General features: G+C 69.5%; 15 protein-coding genes and 1 riboswitch. Of the genes, 11 read left to right on the top strand and 4 right to left on the bottom strand.

The window, feature by feature from the left end:
• Positions 1-2 precede the first annotated feature (2 nt).
• The 6 genes from ASF00_RS06890 to ASF00_RS06865 all read left to right on the top strand — a co-directional run bounded on the left by ASF00_RS06890 (position 3) and on the right by ASF00_RS06865 (position 9,218).
• The gene (locus ASF00_RS06890; RefSeq protein ID WP_055876176.1) at positions 3-3,545 is read left to right on the top strand and encodes a hydantoinase B/oxoprolinase family protein; all 3,543 of its coding nucleotides are present in this window, start codon (positions 3-5) and stop codon (positions 3,543-3,545) included.
• Positions 3,542-4,525 carry a DUF2891 domain-containing protein gene (locus tag ASF00_RS06885; RefSeq protein ID WP_055876174.1) on the top strand — a complete coding sequence of 328 codons (984 nt, stop codon included), beginning with the start codon at positions 3,542-3,544 and terminating at the stop codon, positions 4,523-4,525. The genes ASF00_RS06890 and ASF00_RS06885 overlap by 4 nt, the downstream gene beginning before the upstream one ends.
• 316 nt (positions 4,526-4,841) lie before the next feature.
• Complete coding sequence (locus ASF00_RS06880) at positions 4,842-5,297, top strand: hypothetical protein (RefSeq protein WP_055877140.1); 456 nt, start codon at positions 4,842-4,844, stop codon at positions 5,295-5,297.
• Complete coding sequence (locus tag ASF00_RS06875) at positions 5,297-6,676, top strand: FAD-containing oxidoreductase (protein ID WP_055876173.1); 1,380 nt, start codon at positions 5,297-5,299, stop codon at positions 6,674-6,676. The genes ASF00_RS06880 and ASF00_RS06875 overlap by 1 nt, the downstream gene beginning before the upstream one ends.
• Complete coding sequence (locus ASF00_RS06870; RefSeq protein WP_055876171.1) at positions 6,673-8,334, top strand: FAD-dependent oxidoreductase; 1,662 nt, start codon at positions 6,673-6,675, stop codon at positions 8,332-8,334. Before ASF00_RS06875 ends, ASF00_RS06870 begins: the two co-directional genes overlap by 4 nt.
• Positions 8,335-8,546: 212 nt before the next feature.
• On the top strand, positions 8,547-9,218 hold the full coding sequence (locus ASF00_RS06865; protein WP_055876167.1) for a peptidylprolyl isomerase: 672 nt from the start codon (positions 8,547-8,549) through the stop codon (positions 9,216-9,218).
• Between the two features lie 24 nt (positions 9,219-9,242).
• Here ASF00_RS06865 and ASF00_RS06860 read toward each other — a convergent pair whose 3' ends face one another.
• Positions 9,243-10,859 carry an NAD(P)/FAD-dependent oxidoreductase gene (locus ASF00_RS06860; protein WP_055876166.1) on the bottom strand — a complete coding sequence of 539 codons (1,617 nt, stop codon included), beginning with the start codon at positions 10,857-10,859 and terminating at the stop codon, positions 9,243-9,245.
• Positions 10,860-10,919: 60 nt separating this feature from the next.
• On the opposite strand from ASF00_RS06860, the gene cobO reads away from it, so the two are divergent.
• The 5 genes from cobO to cobS all read left to right on the top strand — a co-directional run bounded on the left by cobO (position 10,920) and on the right by cobS (position 14,685).
• The gene (gene cobO, locus ASF00_RS06855; RefSeq protein WP_055876165.1) at positions 10,920-11,519 is read left to right on the top strand and encodes a cob(I)yrinic acid a,c-diamide adenosyltransferase; all 600 of its coding nucleotides are present in this window, start codon (positions 10,920-10,922) and stop codon (positions 11,517-11,519) included.
• A gap of 95 nt (positions 11,520-11,614) precedes the next feature.
• Positions 11,615-11,808: riboswitch (cobalamin riboswitch) on the top strand.
• A 177-nt stretch (positions 11,809-11,985) separates the two neighbouring features.
• Positions 11,986-12,393 (top strand): DUF1636 domain-containing protein, encoded by a 408-nt coding sequence (locus ASF00_RS06850; protein ID WP_055876162.1) that lies wholly within the window; start codon positions 11,986-11,988, stop codon positions 12,391-12,393.
• On the top strand, positions 12,390-13,403 hold the full coding sequence (cobT, locus tag ASF00_RS06845) for a nicotinate-nucleotide--dimethylbenzimidazole phosphoribosyltransferase (RefSeq protein ID WP_055876159.1): 1,014 nt from the start codon (positions 12,390-12,392) through the stop codon (positions 13,401-13,403). Before ASF00_RS06850 ends, cobT begins: the two co-directional genes overlap by 4 nt.
• Positions 13,400-13,969, top strand: a complete 570-nt coding sequence (locus ASF00_RS06840; protein WP_055876156.1) for a histidine phosphatase family protein — start codon at positions 13,400-13,402, stop codon at positions 13,967-13,969. The genes cobT and ASF00_RS06840 overlap by 4 nt, the downstream gene beginning before the upstream one ends.
• Complete coding sequence (cobS, locus tag ASF00_RS06835; RefSeq protein ID WP_055876153.1) at positions 13,966-14,685, top strand: adenosylcobinamide-GDP ribazoletransferase; 720 nt, start codon at positions 13,966-13,968, stop codon at positions 14,683-14,685. The genes ASF00_RS06840 and cobS overlap by 4 nt, the downstream gene beginning before the upstream one ends.
• Here the strand turns inward: cobS and ASF00_RS06830 are convergent.
• From ASF00_RS06830 to ASF00_RS06820, 3 genes are read right to left on the bottom strand one after another with little or no spacing between them, the layout of a single operon-like run.
• Positions 14,650-16,119, bottom strand: a complete 1,470-nt coding sequence (locus ASF00_RS06830) for a cobyric acid synthase (protein WP_055876152.1) — start codon at positions 16,117-16,119, stop codon at positions 14,650-14,652. The two genes, cobS and ASF00_RS06830, sit on opposite strands and share 36 nt — an antisense overlap.
• Positions 16,107-17,084: an adenosylcobinamide-phosphate synthase CbiB gene (gene cbiB / locus ASF00_RS06825; protein WP_055876149.1), complete on the bottom strand. Its 978-nt coding sequence runs from the start codon at positions 17,082-17,084 to the stop codon at positions 16,107-16,109. Before cbiB ends, ASF00_RS06830 begins: the two co-directional genes overlap by 13 nt.
• A complete protein-coding gene (locus tag ASF00_RS06820; protein WP_055876146.1) occupies positions 17,038-18,012 on the bottom strand; it encodes an aminotransferase class I/II-fold pyridoxal phosphate-dependent enzyme in 975 nt (324 codons plus the stop codon). The genes cbiB and ASF00_RS06820 overlap by 47 nt, the downstream gene beginning before the upstream one ends.
• Positions 18,013-18,077 lie beyond the last annotated feature (65 nt).

Raw genomic sequence — 18,077 nt, 5'->3', positions numbered from 1 at the left:
CGATGACCGCATGGCAGTTCTGGATCGATCGCGGCGGTACGTTCACCGACGTCGTGGCGCGGCAACCGGACGGGCGGATCGTCACGGCCAAGCTGCTGTCGGAGGATCCCGAACGCTATAGTGACGCGGCCGTCGAGGCGATTCGGCGGCTGACCGACGGGGCGGACGTGCCCCTCGAACTGCGGATCGGGACGACGGTCGCGACCAACGCGCTGCTCGAGCGCAAGGGCGAGCCGACCGCCCTCGCGATCACGCGCGGGTTCGGCGATGCGCTGCTGATCGGCCACCAGGAACGGTCCGATATCTTCGCGCGCGACGTGAATCGCCCGCCGCCGCTGTTCGCGCAGGTCGTCGAGATCGACGAGCGGGTCGGGGCGGCGGGCGATTTGCTCCGTCCGCTCGACGTCGACTCGGCCCGGGCAGGGTTACAGGGGGCATTCGATAGAGGGCTTCGCGCCGTCGCGATTGTCCTAATGCACGGCTATCGCTTCACTGCGCACGAGGAGGCTCTGGCGGAGATCGCCGCCGACATCGGCTTCACGCAGATTTCGGTCAGCCACCGGGTCGCGCCGCTGATCAAGCTGATCGGGCGCGGCGATACTACCGTCGTCGACGCATATCTGTCGCCGGTCGTCGATCGCTATGTCGCGGGGTTGAGCGACGCGCTGGGACAGGGGGCGCTGTTCATGCAGTCGTCGGGCGGGCTGGTCGACGGCGCAGGCTTTCGCGGCAAGGACGCGATACTGTCGGGGCCAGCGGGCGGCATCGTCGGCATGGCTGCGACCGCACTCGAGACCGGGTTCGCGCACGTAATCGGCTTCGATATGGGCGGCACCTCGACCGACGTGTCGCATTATGCCGGCACCTATGAACGCGACACCGAAACGCTGATCGCGGGCGCCCGCATCCGCGCGCCGATGCTGCGGATCCACACGGTGGCGGCAGGCGGCGGATCGATCTGCCGGTATGACGGGGAAAGGCTGATCGTCGGCCCGGAGAGCGCGGGCGCGGTGCCGGGGCCCGCCTGCTATCGCCGCGGCGGGCCGCTGACGGTGACCGACTGCAACGTGATGCTGGGGAAAGTGCGCCCCGAATTCTTCCCCGCGCTGTTCGGACCGACTGGCGATGCGCCGCTCGATGCCGAGGCGGTCGCCGCGCGGTTTGCGGAATTGCCGCTTGATCCGCAGGCGGCGGCGGAAGGGTTCGTCGCGGTCGCGGTCGCTAACATGGCGAATGCGATCCGCACGATCTCTGTCGCGCGTGGGCATGACGTGACGCGCTACACGCTGGCGTGCTTCGGCGGGGCGGGGGGGCAGCATGCATGCCTGGTCGCCGATGCGCTGGCGATGGACCGGGTGATGATCCACCCGCTCGCCGGCGTGCTGTCGGCCTATGGCATGGGGCTCGCCGATCGCCGCGTCCTGCGCGAGGCGACCTCGGGCGCGGCGTTTGCGGACTATGCCGCGATCACACAGGCGCTCGATGGCTTGGCGGAGGCGGCACGCGATGCCCTCGTGGCGCAGGGCGTTGCGGCGGACACGGTGCGGATCGAGCGCCGCGTGCATCTGCGTCGCGGCCAGACCGATCACACGATCGAGCGCGATCTCGACGACCCGGCCGCGATGATCGCCGCCTTCGATGCCGCGCACATCGCGCAGTTCGGGTTCGCCAGCGACGCGCCGTTGATCGCCGACCGGATCGTCGCGGAAGCGATCGCCGATAGCCCGCCTATCGACGCCGCGCTGGTCACCTTCCCGGACGCACCCGCGGCCCCCCTCGCGACCCCGCCCGTCTACATGGCAGGCGCGTGGCACAACACGCCGGTCCTCGCGCGCGAAGGCCTCCCCGTCGGGCACGGCGTCGACGGCCCCGCGCTGATCCTCGACAGCGTTTCGACCACGATCGTCGAACCCGGCTGGCGCGCGCGCGTCGATCCGATCGGCAACCTCATCCTCGACCGTATCGCACCGCGCGTTGGTGCGAGCATCGGCACCGAGTCCGATCCCGTCCGGCTCGCGATCTTCGCCGGCTTGTTCATGAGCATCGCCGAGGAAATGGGTGCGGCCCTCCAGCGCTCCGCCGCCTCGGTCAACATCCGCGAACGCCTCGACTTCAGCTGCGCGCTGTTCGACGCGCACGGCAACCTCGTCGCCAACGCGCCACACATCCCGGTCCATCTGGGCTCCATGGGCGAGAGCATCCGCACGATCATCGACGCGCGCGGGAGCAGCGCTGACGGGCGCGGTATACGCCGCGGCGACGCCTATGCGCTCAACGCGCCCTATCGTGGCGGCACGCACCTACCCGACATCACGGTCATTATGCCGGTCTTCGCGGAGGACGGCAATACGCCTGCGTTCTTCGTCGCCGCGCGCGGCCATCACGCAGACGTCGGCGGGATCACCCCCGGATCGATGCCGCCCGAAAGCCGCTCGGTCGAGGAGGAGGGCGTGCTGCTCGACGACGTGCTGGTTGTTGATGAGGGGCGGTTCCTCGAAGCAGAGCTGCGCGCCGTGTTCGTGTCCGGCCGCTATCCCGCCCGCAACATCGACCAGAACATCGCCGACCTGTCCGCCCAGCTCGCCGCCTGCACCCGCGGCGCGACAGGGCTCGTGCGGCTGGCCGACGAATACGGCACCGACGTCGTCGCGGCGTATATGGAACACGTCCAGGCCAATGCCGACGCCGCCGTCCGCCGTCTGATCGCGACGCTCGATGACGGCGATTTCGCGTACGAGATGGATGACGGCGCCGTCGTCCGCGTGGCCGTCCGCGTCGATCCCGCGGCCGCGACGATAGAGGTCGACTTCGCCGGCACCAGCGCGCAGCGTCCGACCAACTTCAACGCCCCCGTCTCGATCGTCCGCGCTGCCGTGCTCTACGTCGTCCGCGCGCTGATCGACGAGGCCGTGCCGCTCAACGACGGCTGCCTGCGCGGTGTCACGATCCGCGTGCCCGAAGGCTCGATGCTCAACCCGCGCTATCCGGCCGCGGTCGTCGCGGGCAATGTCGAGACGAGCCAGGTGGTCACCGACGCGCTGTTCGGTGCGCTCAGCGCGATGGCCGCGAGCCAGGGGACGATGAACAACTTCACCTTCGGCAACGCCGTGCACCAATATTACGAGACGATCGCCGGCGGCGCGGGCGCAGGCCCCGGCTTCGACGGCGCGTCGGTGATCCAGACGCACATGACCAACAGCCGGCTGACCGACCCCGAGATCTTCGAGACGCGCTTCCCAGTGCTGATCGAGGAATTCTCGATCCGGCGCGGCTCGGGCGGAGCAGGCGCGCACCATGGCGGCGACGGCGGTACGCGACGCGTCCGCTTCCTTGCTGACATGACGGCCTGTATCCTCGCCAACCGCCGCCGCATCGCGCCGTTCGGCATGGCCGGCGGCGAGCGCGGCGGGCTGGGCTCGGCGAGCGTCGAGCGGGCCGATGGCAGCGTCGAACGGCTCGGCTCGACCGCGCGCGTCGACATGCACGCGGGCGACGTGTTCGTGATCGAGACGCCCGGCGGCGGCGGGTTTGGGGGAGTCGAATGACGCACGCACTGGATCAGGCGACCGCGGGGCGGTTCGCCGCGCTGACGCTGGGGCATCTCACGCGCGAGTGGCCGTACAAGCTCGACCAGACGTTGGGCGGGCCGGATGATCTTGCGCTGCCCAGGACGCTGCATCCGATCTTTCATGGCAGCTATGACTGGCATAGCTGCGTGCATGGCTGGTGGCAGGTGATGCGGCTGGCCCGGCTGTACCCCGCGATGCCCGAGGTGGCCGCGGTCGAGGCGTTGGCGGACCGGATGCTGGTGGCGGACCGCGCGGCAGGCGAGCTCGCCTATCTGGCACGGCCGACGACGGGGAGCTTCGAGCGCCCTTATGGGTGGGGCTGGCTGCTGGCGCTGCACGACGAGCTGGCGTTGCGACCCGATCGCGGCTGGGCGGCGGCGATCGAGCCGCTCGCGCGCGCGTTCGCGGCGCGGTTCGCCGGCTATCTGCCGAAGCTCGTCTATCCGGTCCGGAGCGGCAAGCATGACTGTACCGCGTTCGCGCTGGTTCATGCGCTGCGCTGGGCGCGCACGCACGACACCGCGCTGGCGATGCTGATCGAGGCGCGCGCGCGCGCCTGGTTCGGGGCGGATCGCGATTGCCGGCCATGGGAGCCGAGCGGCGAGGATTTCCTGTCGGCGACCCTGTGCGAGGCGGTATTGATGCGCGACGTGGTGGGGGCGTCGTTCGAGGGGTGGCTGAGCGCGTTCCTGCCCGAGCCTTTCGGGCCGGCGACCGCGTGTCTGCAGGCACCGGCGATCGTCAGCGATCGTTCGGACGGGCGGCTCGCGCATCTCGATGGGGTAAACCTGTCGCGCGCGTGGGGTTGGCGGTCGATCGCCGAAGCGCTGCCGGATCCGGCGCGGGCGCACGCAATCGCCGATGCGCATCTGGCGGAAGCGCTGCCGCATCTCGCCGACGATTATATGGGCGAACATTGGCTGGCGACGTTCGCGTTGCTGGCGCTCGATGCGTAAACTGGACCGAATCGCCGACGTGGAGCGACCATCAAACTTCTTGGGATACCGTTACGGATCGGGAATGGATCGATCTCCCGGGTGATCGTGTGACGCGCCGGAAGTGGACTGCGACGATTTCGAACCCTGATTCACGAGCTTGCGGGCGTGCGAGATGTGCCACGCGCGCAACGGCTTGTCCGTAGCGGCGCTGGCGGCAACCCGGCGGCGGGCTCCCCTGATGGTCGACCGGCCCGGTCAGGTGGGCGCGATCGCGGATTGACCGGGTAGCGCGCGCGTGAAAGCGTCCTTCAGACACTGGATGCAGGAGACGGCCATGCTTGTTCTCGCGCTCGTCATCGGCATCGTCGCAGGGATGCGGGCGATGATGGCGCCTGCCGCGATCGCCTGGGCCGCCGCGATTGGCATCGTGCCGTTGCAGGGGACGTGGCTGGCTGTTCTTGGGTGGCGGTTCACACCTTGGATCTTGTCGGCGCTCGCGGCGGGCGAACTCGTCACCGACCAATTGCCATCGACACCGAGCCGCCTGGTGCCACCGCAGTTCGGGGTCCGGATCGTGACCGGTGGCATTTCCGGCGCCGCGGTCGGCTATCCGCTGGGTTCGCCGCTGGTCGGGTCGGCACTCGGTGGGATCGGAGCGGTGCTTGGAACTTTGGGGGGAGCAAGATTGCGGACGAGGCTCGCGGCGACGTTCGGTCGCGATCAACCCGCCGCGGTGATTGAGGACCTGTCGGCGATCGCGCTCGCCACGCTGGTCGTGGCCCTGCTGTGATGCGGCGGTTCGATGCGATCATCGTCGGGGCAGGGCAGGCGGGACCACCGCTGGCCGGGCGGCTGACGGCCGCCGGCATGAGCGTGGCGCTGATCGAGCGCAAGCTGATCGGGGGGACCTGCGTCAATACCGGGTGCATGCCGACCAAGACGCTCGTCGCCAGCGCCTATGCGGCGCATCTCGCGCGGCGTGCGACTGAGTTCGGCATACGGACCGGCGATGTCGTCGTCGACATGCCCGCCGTCGCCGCGCGTGCGCGCAAGGTGGTCACGGACGCGCGGACTGGCAACGAAACCTGGCTGGAGGGGATGGCGGGGCTCACTCTTCTGCGTGGCCATGCGCGGTTTACCGGTCCCGGGACGATCGCGGTCGATGATGAGATTCTGACCGCGCCGCGCATCTTCCTCAACGTCGGTGGGCGCGCGAGCATCCCCGACATGACCGGCGTCGGCGACGTACCGCATCTCGACAATACCGACATGGTCGCGCTGGATGCGGTGCCCGAGCATCTCGTCGTCGTCGGGGGGAGCTATGTCGGGCTCGAATTCGCGCAGATGTATCGCCGGTTCGGCGCCGCCGTCACCGTGGTCGAGCGCGGTGAGCGGCTGATCGCACACGAGGACGCCGACGTGTCCGACGCGGTGCGCGAGATCCTGGAGGACGAAGGAGTCGTGGTGCGGACCGGGGCGAACTGCATCGCTTTCGCCGCGCACGAAGCCGGCGTCGCGGTATCGGTCGATTGCGCGGCAGGCGATCCGGTCGTGGTCGGAAGCCATGTGCTGCTCGCGGTCGGACGGCGGCCGAACACCGACGATCTCGGACTCGACCTCGCGGGCATCACCACCGACGCAAAGGGGTACGTCTTGGTCGACGACCTGCTCCAGACCGACGTGCCGGGCGTCTGGGCGCTCGGCGACTGCAACGGCCGCGGCGCGTTCACGCATACCGCCTATAACGACTTCGAGATCGTCGCGGCGAACCTTCTCGACGGCGATGAGCGGAGCGTGAGCCAGCGGTTGGTCGGCTATGCGCTGTACACCGACCCGCCGCTCGGCCGGGTCGGGATGACGCAGACCGAAGCCGAAAAGACCGGGCGGCCGATCCTCGTGTCGAAGCGGCTGATGACGCGGGTCGGGCGGGCGATCGAGAAGGGTGAGACACGCGGTTTCATGAAGATCGTTGCGGATGCGGAGACGCAACGGATCCTCGGCGCGGCGATCCTCGGTGTCGGGGGCGACGAGGCGATCCACGGTATCCTCGACATGATGACCGCGGATCAGCCGGTGTCGGCGCTCCGCTGGGCGGTGCCGATCCATCCGACCGTGTCCGAGCTGATCCCGACGTTGGTGTCCGATCTCGCACCGGTGACGCCGCGATGACCCCGACCGACAGCGTCACCTCGCGCGAGCATCAGATGTTCCCGGTGCTCGACGCCGATCAGATCGAGACGGCCAAGCGGTTCGCGAGCGGGCCGGCGCGCAAATTCACCGCGGGCGAACAGGTCTATGCGATCGGTGAGCTCGGCGCGCCTGCATGGCTGGTGCTGGCGGGCGCGATCAAGGTTATCCGCCGCGACGGGCTGACGCACGAGGCCCCGATTACTTCGCACGGAGTGGGACAGATCACGGGCGAGGTAAACCAGCTTGCCGGCCGCCCGTCGACCGCGGGTGGCCGCGCCGGCGCCGATGGCTGCACCGCGCTGCCGTTCGATCCTGCACATCTTCGGGCTTTGATGGTCGGCTCGGCGGACGTCGGCGAGATCGTGATGCGTGCGCTGATCCTTCGCCGCGTCGGGCTGATCGAGCAGGGCAGCGGCGGTACGGTCATCGTCGGGGTCCCGGGCAGCGCCGATATCGTCCGGCTGCAAGGCTTCCTCACGCGGTCGGGCTATCCCAATATCGTGCTCGACGCCGCCTCCGACGACGAAGGGCGGGCGCTGGTCGAGCGGATCGGCGTGTTGCGCGCCGACCTGCCACTGGTGGTCTGTCCGAACGGGACGGTCCTGAAGCGACCGTCGGACGTCGAGGTGGCAGCATGCATCGGGATCACCCCCGACCTCGATCCGGATGCGGTGTACGACGTGGCGATCGTCGGTGCGGGACCGGCGGGGCTCGCGGCGGCGGTGTATGCGGCGTCCGAGGGGCTGTCGGTGGTCGTCCTCGACGAACGCGCGATCGGCGGGCAGGCGGGCGCGTCGGCGCGGATCGAGAATTATCTGGGGTTCCCGACGGGAATTTCAGGCCAGGCGCTGGCGGGCCGCGCGTTCAACCAGGCACTCAAGTTCGGAGCGGAGATCGCCGTGCCGCTGGCGATCGCGCGGCTCGACGACGACGCGGGGCGCGCGGACGAACCGCTGATACTCGCGCTGCCGGATAACAAGCGGGTCAGGTCGCGGGCCGTAATCGTCGCGTCGGGCGCGCGCTATCGTCGCCCCGACATTCCCGATCTGGCGCTGTTCGAGGGCGCGGGCGTGTCGTATTGGGCGTCACCGATCGAGGCGCGACTGTGCGAGGGCGAGGTGGTCGCGCTGGTCGGCGGTGGCAATTCGGCGGGGCAGGCAGTGGTCTTCCTGGCGCCTCGGGTGAAACATCTGCATTTGATCGTCCGACGGCCGCTGGCAGCGACGATGTCGAGATACCTGATCGACCGGATCTCGGCGTTGCCCAACGTGACGTTGCACGTCGGCACGGAGATCGTCGGCCTCGAGGGCGATCGCGCGACCGGGCTCACGGCGGCTACCTTCCGCCAGCCGGACGGCTCGACGACGTCCTTTGCGATGCGGCATTTGTTCCTGTTCATCGGTGCCGAGCCCAATGCAGGTTGGCTGCGCGGCTGCGTCGATACCGACGACAAGGGGTTCATCGTCACCGGCCGGGCGACGCTTTCGTTGCAGACGAGCCGCCCGCGCGTTTTCGCGATCGGCGACGTACGCGCGGGATCGACCAAGCGCGTCGCGGCCGCGGTCGGCGAGGGGGCCGCGGTGGTCGCGCAGGTCCATATCGCGCTGGCCGACATGGTCAGACGGGAGACGTCATGAGCGATCGCTGGCGCATTCCCCCGGCCAAGACCGGGGCCGGCGTGGCAAGACGTTGGTAACACCCCGCCTGACTTCGGTATTGCCGCCCTGCAACCGGGGCGTGGCCGCCGTCGGAGGTTGAGACGCGGGTGGTCCGCTCGATCGCGCTTGCTTGCTTCGTTGCAAATCGATCGCTAGCCGAAACCGATCGGTAAAGGCGTGAGAGATCCAGGATGCGGCGAGTGATGATGGGGCTGCTGGCGGTTGCAACGGTCGCCAGCGCAGGCGGCGCGCAATCGGCGGCGCCAGCAGGTCCCAAGCCGGGGATCGTCCGCGTTCGGATCGTGACCTCGGAGGGCCCGATCCTGCTTGCACTCGATACGCGACATGCGCCCAAGACGACCAAAAACTTCCTCGCCTATGTCGATGACGGGCGGTTCGACGGGACCGATTTCTACCGCGCGAGCCGGCAGAAATCGTCGCCAAAATCGGGCTTCATCCAGGCGGGTATTCGTACCGACGCACGGCGTATCCTGCCGCCGTTTCCGCTCGAGACCACGGCGATGACCGGGATCAAGCATCTCGACGGGACGATATCGATGGCGCGCGGCATGACGCCGGCGTCGGCGGGCGGCAATTTCTTCATTGCCGTAGGGCCAGCGCCGGCGATGGACGCGCGGCCGGGCTACCCCGGCTATGCCGCCTTCGGCCACGTCGTCGCGGGGATGGACGTCGTCAAGCGCATCCTCGCCAAGCCGACCGGCGGCGGGATGGACGCGTTCAAGGACCAGATGATCCTGAAGCGCGTGGCGCTGGTCAGCGCGCGGCGACTCGACGGCGTGGCGAAGCCGACCGGACTGCCACGAGCCTGGCTGATCAAGACGGGCCCTGACAGGAAGAAGTGAGCTTCCGGCTTCTACTCGTGGTGATCAGGCCGTCAGGTTGAGCGCGACCGCCTCCGCGACCTTTATGCCATCGACCGCCGCGGAGAGGATGCCGCCCGCATAGCCCGCGCCTTCGCCCGCCGGGAACAGACCGGCGGTGTTGAGGCTCACGAAATCGTCGCCGCGCGTGATCCGGACGGGCGACGAGGTGCGCGTCTCGACCCCCGTCAGCACCGCGTCGGGATGATCGTAGCCGGGGATCTCACGGCCGAAGGCGGGCAATGCCTCGCGCAACGCGGTGATCGCGAAGTCGGGCAGGCATTCGGCCAGGTCGGTCATGTGCACGCCCGGCTTGTACGACGGGATCACCGAGCCGAGCGCGGTCGAGGGGCGGCCGGCGAGCAGGTCGCCGATGCGCTGCGCGGGCGCCTTGTAGTTCGAGCCGCCCGCGACATAGGCGCGCGATTCCCAGTGGCGCTGCAGCGCGATCCCGGCGAGCGGGTGGCCCGGATAGTCGCGCGCGGGATCGATGCCGATCACGATCCCCGAATTCGCGTTGCGTTCGTTGCGCGAATATTGGCTCATGCCGTTGGTGGCGACGCGGCCCTCCTCGGAGGTCGCGGCGACGACGGTGCCGCCGGGGCACATGCAGAAGCTGTAGACGGTGCGGTCGTTCTTGCAGTGATGCGACAGGCTGTACGCCGCCGCGCCGAGATCGGGGTGGCCGGCGCACGGGCCGAACCGTGCTTCGTCGATCCACGATTGCGGATGCTCGATGCGGACGCCGATCGAGAAGGGTTTCGCCTCGACATGGACGCCCGTGGCGTGGAGCATCTCGAACGTGTCGCGCGCGCTGTGACCGACCGCGAAGACGACATGGTTGGCTTCGAGATAGTCGCCGGTGCTGAGATGGAGTCCGCGGAGCTGGCGCGTGCCGGCCTCCTCCGCAACGTCGAGGCCGTCGACGCGGGTCGAGAAGCGATATTCGCCGCCAAGCGCCTCGATCGTCTCGCGCATGCTCTCGACCATCGTGACGAGGCGGAACGTGCCGATATGCGGATGCGCTTCGGTGAGGATTTCGGGTGGCGCGCCGGCCTTGACGAACTCGGTCAGGACCTTGCGGCCGAGATGGCGCGGGTCCTTGATCTGGCTCCAGAGCTTGCCGTCGGAGAAGGTGCCGGCGCCGCCTTCGCCGAACTGGACGTTGGATTCGGGGTTGAGGACGCTCTTGCGCCAGAGGCCCCAGGTGTCCTTGGTCCGCTCGCGGACGACCTTGCCGCGGTCGAGGATGATCGGGCGGAACCCCATCTGCGCGAGGATCAGGCCTGCGAAGAGACCGCAGGGGCCTGCGCCGACGACGACCGGGCGCGGGCCGGTGTAGCTCGGGCCGCTTTTGGTGACGAAGCGATAGCCGGTGTCGGGGGTACGCTGGACGTGGCGGTCCTTACGGAAGCGGGTGAGGACGGTATCCTCGTTCTTCAGCGTGACGTCGACCGAATAGACGAGCTGGATGTCCATCTTGTCGCGCGCGTCGTGCGCCCGCCTGGCGATCGTGTAACGGATCAGGTCGCGCGGGGTGACGCGCAGGCGATCGCGGATCGCGGCGGGGAGCGCCTCGTCGGCGTGGTTGAGCGGGAGCTTGAGATCGGTGATGCGGAGCATGAAGCAGGCTCTAGCGCCGCGCGGCGCGATCCGCCATCGGGAGCGCGAGAGGACAGGATCATGCCGACCGATGACGAGCAGAATGCCAAGAGCGCCAAGCGCAAGGAGGTCCATGACCGGATCGTCGCGACCAAGACGATCGAGAAGGGGCTGATCATCGTCCACACCGGCAAGGGCAAGGGCAAGTCGACCGCCGCGTTCGGCATGGCGGTGCGGATGATCGGGCATGGGCGGAAAGTCGGCGTCGTCCAGTTCGTCAAGGGCGCGATGGCGACCGGCGAGAAGGCGGTCTTCGACGCGTTCCCCGCGCTGTGCGAATTCAAGCCGATGGGCGAGGGGTTCACCTGGGACACGCAGGACCGCGCCCGCGACATCGCGGTGGCGCGGGAGGCGTGGGACGAGGTCAAGCGGATGATCGCTGATCCGTCCTATGCGATGGTGGTCGCCGACGAGCTCAACATCGTGTTGCGCTATGACTATCTGCCGGTCGACGAGGTTCTCGCGGCGTTGGCGGCGAAGCCTGAGATGACGCATGTCGTCATCACCGGGCGGAACGCGCCCGAGGCGGTGATCGAGGTCGCGGATCTGGTGACGGACATGACGCAGGTGAAGCATCCGTTCCGGTCGGGCGTGAAGGCGCAGTTGGGCGTGGAGTTTTAGCGGCGCGGCCGACACGGATAACGGAAGGCGACGGGTTGCGGGGGAGCGCGCGGAACGCACTTGCCCGTGTCTTGCGTCCCCTCGTCCGCCCGCGTATCGCTCGTCCTGCGACAGGTTCCCCCGACGCTAGCGCCGAGGGGGATGAAAATGGGAACGGGAAACACCCGGCTGCCCCTGCAACTGTACGCGGCGAGCCACCGTGCCTCATGCCATTGGGATCGTCCCGAGAAGGCGGCGCGGACGGCGTTGACCCGCGAGCCAGGAGACCTGCCCGTCGCGGTCGTCTTTCGTCCGGCCAGGGTGCGCCGAACGGACGGGTACTACCCCGAGCGACGACATCGCTTCGCGTTGCGCGGAGGCTGGAGGCGTGCGCCTTTAGCCCTCGCGCGGGGCGGGATCGACTGTCCGAAGGGGTCACCATGCCTGTATTTTATCGTTTTTCGTATCCGCACGCCCGGGCCTCCGCATGTTGAAGCCGGTCGATGACGGCGTCGCGGTCGTCGCGTGCACCACCTGCCGCCATTCCGCCGACGCGCGCGACGATGCCGAGGGGCAGCGCGGTGGGGCACGGCTCGCCAGCGCGCTGAAAGCGGTGCAGGCGAGCGACCCGGCCTATGCCGACGTCGCGGTGCAGGAGATGCCGTGCCTGTTCGCGTGCCAGGATTTCTGCACGATCCACCTGCGCGCGCCCGCCAAGGTCGGCTATGTCCTTGGCCGGTTCGAGCCCTGCGAGGACGCAGCGCGCGCGATCCTCGATTACGCCAAGCTCTACGGCGAGAGCGCGTTCGGTCAGGTGCCGTTCAAGCAATGGCCGCAGGGCGTGAAGGGGCATTTCATCACGCGCACCCCGCCCGCCGGGTTCCTCGTGGAATGACGGCGTTTGCGACGCCTGCCGCGTTTCTGGCGGCCTTGCGCGGGTTGCCGCAGGCCGACGCTGCGGCGCGATCCGCGGCGGTGGCGCGACAAGGCGAGCTGACCAAGCCACCGGGGTCGCTCGGGCGGCTGGAGGATATCGCGGTGTTCATGGCGGGCTGGCAGGGCAACCCGCTGCCCCGGCTCGATCGCGGCAGCGCGGTCGTGTTCGCGGGCAATCACGGCGTCGTCGCGCGCGGCGTGAGCGCGTTTCCAGCCTCGGTCACAGCGCAGATGGTGGCCAATTTCGAGGCCGGCGGCGCGGCGATCAACGCGCTGTCGCACGCCGCGGGGCTCGACCTCAAGATCGTGCCGCTCGACCTTGATCGGCCGACCGCGGATTTCACGCAGGCGCCGGCGATGAGCGAGGAGGAATGCCTGGCCGCGATCAACGCGGGCGCCGCGGCGGTCGCGGATGCGCCGAACCTGATCGTGCTGGGCGAGATGGGGATCGGCAATACGACGAGCGCGGCGGCATTGTGTCTGGCGAGCTTCGGCGGATCGGCAAGTGACTGGGTGGGACCTGGCACCGGGGTCGATGGCGACGGGATCGCGCGCAAGATCGCGGTCGTCGAGGCCGGGTTCGCGCTGCACCGCGACGCGCTGACCACGCCGTTCGAGATTCTGCGGCGGCTTGGCGGACGCGAATTGGCGGCGATCGCTGGCGCGGTGGTCGCGGCGCGGCTGGCGGGCGTCCCGGTGATGCTCGACGGGTTCATCTGTTGCGCGGCGATCGCGCCATTGGCGGCTGCATGCCCCGACATCGTCGCGCACTGCCTGGCCGGACATGTTTCGGCCGAGCCGGGTCACCGCGCGTTGCTCGAGCGGATCGAACTCGAGCCGTTGCTGTCAATGGGGATGCGGCTGGGTGAGGCGAGCGGTGCGGCGACCGCGACGCTGCTCGTCCGGGCGGCGCTGGCCACGCATGCCGAGATGGCGACGTTCGCCGAGGCGGGCGTCTCGGCAGCGTGAGCGCGTACATGCTGTATCTGATGCGGCATGGTGCGCCCGCGGTGACGGGGCGATTGCTCGGGCGGACCGACGATCCGGCGACCGAAGCGGGGATCGCCGCCTGCGTCGCGCGCGCCGACGGGCTCGACGTCGCGCGGATCGAGGCGTCCGACCTGATCCGCGCGCGGGCCTGCGCGGAGGCGGTCGCTGGCCCGCGCGGTCTCCCGGTCGCGGTGAATCCACGCTGGCGCGAGCTTGATTTTGGCGCGTGGGACGGGTTGGCGCCGGCGGTGATCGATCCCGCTGCGCTGGGCGCCTTTTATGACGATCCGGACGCTGCGCCGCCGCCGGGGGGCGAACGCTGGTCTTCGCTGCACGATCGTGTCGCGTCCGCGCTGGCGGCGATGCCGCCGGTCCCGACGCTGGTCGTGACGCATGGCGGTGCGATCCGGGCCGCTCTTGCAGACCTTTGCGGGTTCGATTCTCGGCAGATCTGGGCGTTCGACCTGCCCTATGCCGCGCTGGTGTCGCTCCGGGTGTGGCCGGGACTGACGCGGACCGTGCAGATCGTCGGGCTGGCGACATGACGCGGCTGATCGTCGCGTTCGGTTTCCTGACCCGGCTGCCGATGCCGCGCTTGGCAATGGAGGCGGATGATTTCGCCGCGGCGATCCGGGTCTACCCGCTGGTCGGGCTCGCGATCGGCGTGCTCGTCGCGCTGGCAGGCTGGCTCGGCGCGCAAGTTGACCCGTGGACCGGCGCGTGTGCCGCGCTGCTGGCGTGGATCGCGGTGACGGGGGCGCTGCATCTCGACGGGCTCGCCGACCTGGCGGACGGGCTCGGCGCGGCGCATGGCGATCGGACGCGGCTGCTCGCGGTCATGGCCGATCCGCATATCGGCAGCTTCGGCGTCGTCGCGATCGCGGGCCAGATGATCGCCAAGCTCGTGCTGTTGCACGTTGCGGGGCTGGCGGGCTGGTGGGCGTTGGTGCTCGTACCGTTCGCGGCACGGATGGGCCCGCTCGTCTGGGCGAGGCTCTTGCCGCCGCTGCGGGCCGGCGGCCTTGGCGCGGCGGTGGCTGGCGCGGTGCGCAACCGCGACCTGCTCGGATGGGCGCTGATGCTCGCGCTCGCGGCGGTGGCAGTGCCCGCGCTCGTCGTGCTGCCGGTGCTCGTGCTCGGCGTTGCGGCATGGTTACGGCGGACGCTGGGCGGCGTGACCGGCGATGCGCATGGGGCTGGGATCGAGATCGTCGAGACGGGGCTGTTAGTCGCGATCGTGGTGGCCGGCGCTATCGCCTAACGCAAGCAGCGCGTCGAGATCGACGTGACGTTCGAGCGTGGCGGCGATCGCGTCGAGCGCGGCGTCGATCGACGCGCCGTGATCGGGGCCGCTTGCCGCGACGCCGAGCCGGGCCAGCCACGCGGCGCGTTGCTCGGCGAGCGCGAGCAGGCCGTGGACATAGCTGCCCGACACGAGCCCGTCCGCACTCGTCGCGCCCTCCGCGCTGCCGTCGGCGCGGTGACCGACGGGGCGGGCGGTCGCCGGGCCGGTCGTCACGCCCATGTGCATCTCATACCCGTCAAAGGCCGCGCCCTGCGCCTGGCCGGAGACCCGGTCGAGCGTCTTGCGCCCGGTGAGGACCGTGTCGACGTCGAGCAGGCCGAGCCCCTCGACCCGGCACGCCGGGCCCTCGATCCCATCGGGGTCGGCGATGCTGCGGCCGAGCATCTGATAGCCGCCGCAGAGCCCCAGCACCGGCTTGCCGCGGCGATGATGCGCGCGGATGTCGATGTCCCAGCCTTGCGCGCGGACGAAGGCGAGATCGGGAATCGTTGCCTTCGACCCGGCGAGCACGATCATGTCGGCGTCGGGGATCGGCGTGCCGGGCGGCACCATCACCAGCGCGACGCCGGGCTCCAGCCGAAGCGGGTCGAGGTCGTCGAAATTGGCGATCCGCGGCGTGATCGGGCAGGCGATCGTGATACGGCTGTGCGCACTGGCGGCGGGGCGTTCGAGGATCACCGCATCCTCGCTGGGCAGCCGCACCGCGTCGGCGAGCCACGGCACGACGCCGTAGCCGCGCCATCCGCTCCGCGTCTCGATCGCGCGGTAGCCGTCGTCGAACAGCGCGGGATCGCCGCGGAACTTGTTGATCAGGAAGCCGTGGATCATCGCCGCGTCGGCGGGGTCGATCACCGCGCGGGTGCCGACGACCGCCGCGATCACGCCGCCGCGGTCGATATCGCCGACCAGGATCACGGGGACGTCGGCGGCGCGCGCGAAGCCCATGTTGGCGATGTCGCCCGCGCGCAGGTTGATTTCGGCCGGACTGCCAGCGCCTTCGACAACGACAAGGTCGCAGCCGACCGACAGCCGTTCGAAGCTGTCGAGCACGTCGACCAGCAACCCGTCGCGCCCCTCGCGCCAACGCGCGGCGGCGAGCGTGCCGCGCACCTGGCCGCGGACGATGAGTTGCGACGTGCGGTCGCCCTGCGGCTTGAGCAGGACCGGGTTCATGTCGACGCTGGGCGCGACGCGACAGGCGATCGCCTGAGTCGCCTGCGCGCGGCCGATCTCGCCACCGTCGGCGGTGACGGCGGCGTTGTTCGACATGTTCTGCGGCTTGAACGGGCGCACCGACAGCCCGCGATTGGCGAACGCGCGGCACAGACCCGCAACGAGCACCGATTTGCCGACGTCGGAGCCGGTCCCCTGCAGCATCAGAGCGCGCATGCGAGTCCTCCGGCGATGACGAGCAGCAGCACGCACGCGCGGCGGTAGAGGCCGAGTGCGGTGCGAAGGTCGGCTGCGGTCGCGTCCGCGCGGCCGTCGCCTATATAGGGTTTTGCGACGCTGACGCCGTCATAGGCGATCGGTCCCGCGAGCGTCAGGCCAAGCGCGCCGGCCATCGCGGCCTCGGGCCAGCCGGCGTTGGGTGAAGCATGGTTGCCGGCGTCACGCCACATCGTCTGCCATCCCCCAAACCCGGCCATGCACAGCAGCACACCGCTCAGCCGTGCCGGGAGCAGGTTGGCGACGTCGTCGGTGCGCGCCGCAGCCCAGCCGAACGCGCGCCAACGCTCCTCGCGGTGGCCGATCAGGCTGTCGGCGGTGTTGATCGCCTTGTACGCCCAGAGACCGGGCAGCCCCCCGATCAACAGCCAGAACAGCGGCGCAACGACGCCGTCGCAGACGCTCTCGGCAAGGCTCTCGATCGCCGCGCGCGCCACACCGGCTTCGTCTAACGCCGCCACATCTCGTCCGACGATCATCGCCACCCGGGTCCGCGCAGCCGGGAGATCCCCGCACTCGAGCGCGCGCGCGATCGGGACGACGTGATCGTAGAGGCTGCGGATCGCCAGTCCGGGCGCTGCGGCCAATCCAATCGCGATCCATGCCGCGGACCCCAGCCAGCGATAAAGGACCGCCGACAGCATGGCGGCAACGAGGATCGCGACACCGCCCATCAGGACTATGGTCACGATGCCTGCCCCACGTCGGCGGGCGAACGACGAGGTCGGCGCGTTCCAGCGCGCCTCCGCCCAGCCGATCATCCGCGCGAAGCCGCCGACCGGGTGGCCTATGCGCGCATACACCCAGGCGGGCCAGCCGATCACGCTATCGACGAGTATCGCGACCGCCGCGACCGGTTCAATCACGCCCGAGCGCCCGGTCCAGTCGTTCGAACGCCATATCATCGCCCGGCACACCGAATCGTAGCCAGCGCGGATCGTGATCGAACGCGCGAGTCAGGATGCCGGCGCGCGCCATCCGCTCGAAGAGCGCGGGTGCGTCGTCGGTTTCGATGAGACGGAACGACGGGCAATCGCCGATCGCGTCCAGGCCATGCCGGGCCAGCACGGCGTCCAGTCGTGCGGCGCGATCGACAATCGCCGCGCGTGTCGCATTCAGCCACGTGGTGTCGCGGTAGGCCGCGGTGCCATACGCCGTCGCGTGCGCCGATATCGGCCACGCTCCCAGCCGGGCGCGCAGCATCGCGATCTGCAGGGGCGGCCCGATCATGAATCCGAGGCGGACGCCGGGAAGCCCAAACGTCTTGCCGAACGAGCGGAATACGATCACGCGGTCGGACGTCTCGAGATGCGGCACCACGCTGTAGGACGGCAGCAGATCGACGAATGCCTCGTCGACGATGACCCATGCCCCGCGCCGCGCGATCGCCAGCAGCCGCGCCGGTGGATCGAGCAGGCCGTCGGGGTTGTTCGGGTTCGCGAGCAAAAGCGTCCCCGCATCCACCGCGTCGATCACTGCGCGCACGATCGGGATCGCCGCCGCAAACACGTCGCCATGCGTCGCATAGCTTGGCACGACGACCCGCAGCGGGTGTGGCAGGTCCAGACACGAGAGCATCCGCAGGCCGATCTCGCTGCCGGGCAGCGCCACGACGCGGTCCGCATCGATCCCGAACACGGCAGCGGCGGCGCTTTCCAGTGCGGCGATCGACGCAGGCGAGGGCAAGACCGTCAGGTCGACCGCCGGCATCGGGTCCGACGCCCAGGCACGCGGATTGATCCCGGTCGAAAGGTCCAGCCACGGCACCGGCGCCTCCGGATAGAGGCTGGCGGCGAGATCGATCCTCCCGCCATGCGCGCGCAACCCCGTCATGCTATCCCTTCGCGTGATCTTGCGCCGCTCATCGTCATTCCGGCGATCAGCCGCAAGCATGAAGG

The sequence above is a fragment of the Sphingomonas sp. Leaf34 genome, assembly GCF_001421805.1.
GTDB lineage: Bacteria > Pseudomonadota > Alphaproteobacteria > Sphingomonadales > Sphingomonadaceae > Sphingomonas.
This window is presented reverse-complemented; position numbering and strand designations above follow the sequence as displayed.